2 protein-coding genes are annotated in these 740 nt (G+C 71.4%); both read right to left on the reverse strand.

Annotated elements, in window-relative coordinates:
- The coding region (locus tag HC022_RS28045; RefSeq protein ID WP_254885300.1) for a thiamine pyrophosphate-binding protein at positions 1-576 on the reverse strand (576 nt) is incomplete at its 3' end.
- Positions 577-579: 3 nt separating this feature from the next.
- Positions 580-723 carry a zinc-binding dehydrogenase gene (locus HC022_RS28050; RefSeq protein ID WP_368484913.1) on the reverse strand — a complete coding sequence of 48 codons (144 nt, stop codon included), beginning with the start codon at positions 721-723 and terminating at the stop codon, positions 580-582.
- Positions 724-740 lie beyond the last annotated feature (17 nt).

The raw sequence follows: 740 nt of genomic DNA on the forward strand, positions 1-740 counted from the left end.
GAGCGGCCAGACCCCGAGGTCGGCCTGCCGGCGCGGCGCATCGGCCGCCAGCTCGGGGCGTTCGTCCAACACGTCGAGCGGCACCAGCAGCACCGCGGGGCCCGGACGGCCCGAGGCGGCGGCGGTGAAGGCCATGTCGATGTAGTCGTCGATGCGGTCCACGTCCGCCACCCGGCGCACCCATTTCGACACGCCCCCGAAGAGCGCGAAATGGTCCATCTCCTGGAAGGCGTTCTTGTCGGTGAACTTGCGGTGCACGTCCTGCACGATCGCCACCACCGGCACCGAGGCCTTGAGCGCCTCGGCCAGCCCCGGCACCAGCAGCGTCGCCGCCGGGCCGTTCTGGGCGGTGACCACGGGCACGCGCCCCGAGATCCGCGCATAGGCGTCGGCCATGGCCGCGCCGCCGTTCTCGGTGCGGTAGCCGACCTGCCGGATGCCGTAATGCGGGGCCGCGAGGATCAGAGCCGAGGGCAGCGACTGCCCGAAGATCTCGGTGACGCCGTGGCGGGCAAGCGCCGCAGCCATGACATGGGCGCCGGTGGCGTTGGCGGGGGGGTGGTCCATGACGGTCATGGCTCAGGTCTCCGGTTTCATGAGAAGGACGATCTTGCCCACGTGCTCCCCGCCATCCATTCGGGCGTGCGCGCGGGCCACGTCTTCGAGGGCAAATGTCGAGTCGATGGGCGGGCGGACGGCACCGCTGGCGAGCAGTGGCACCACGTGTTCGGTGAGCGCGC

The sequence above is a fragment of the Salipiger sp. HF18 genome, assembly GCF_011806505.1.
Classification (GTDB): Bacteria; Pseudomonadota; Alphaproteobacteria; order Rhodobacterales; family Rhodobacteraceae; genus Salipiger; species Salipiger thiooxidans.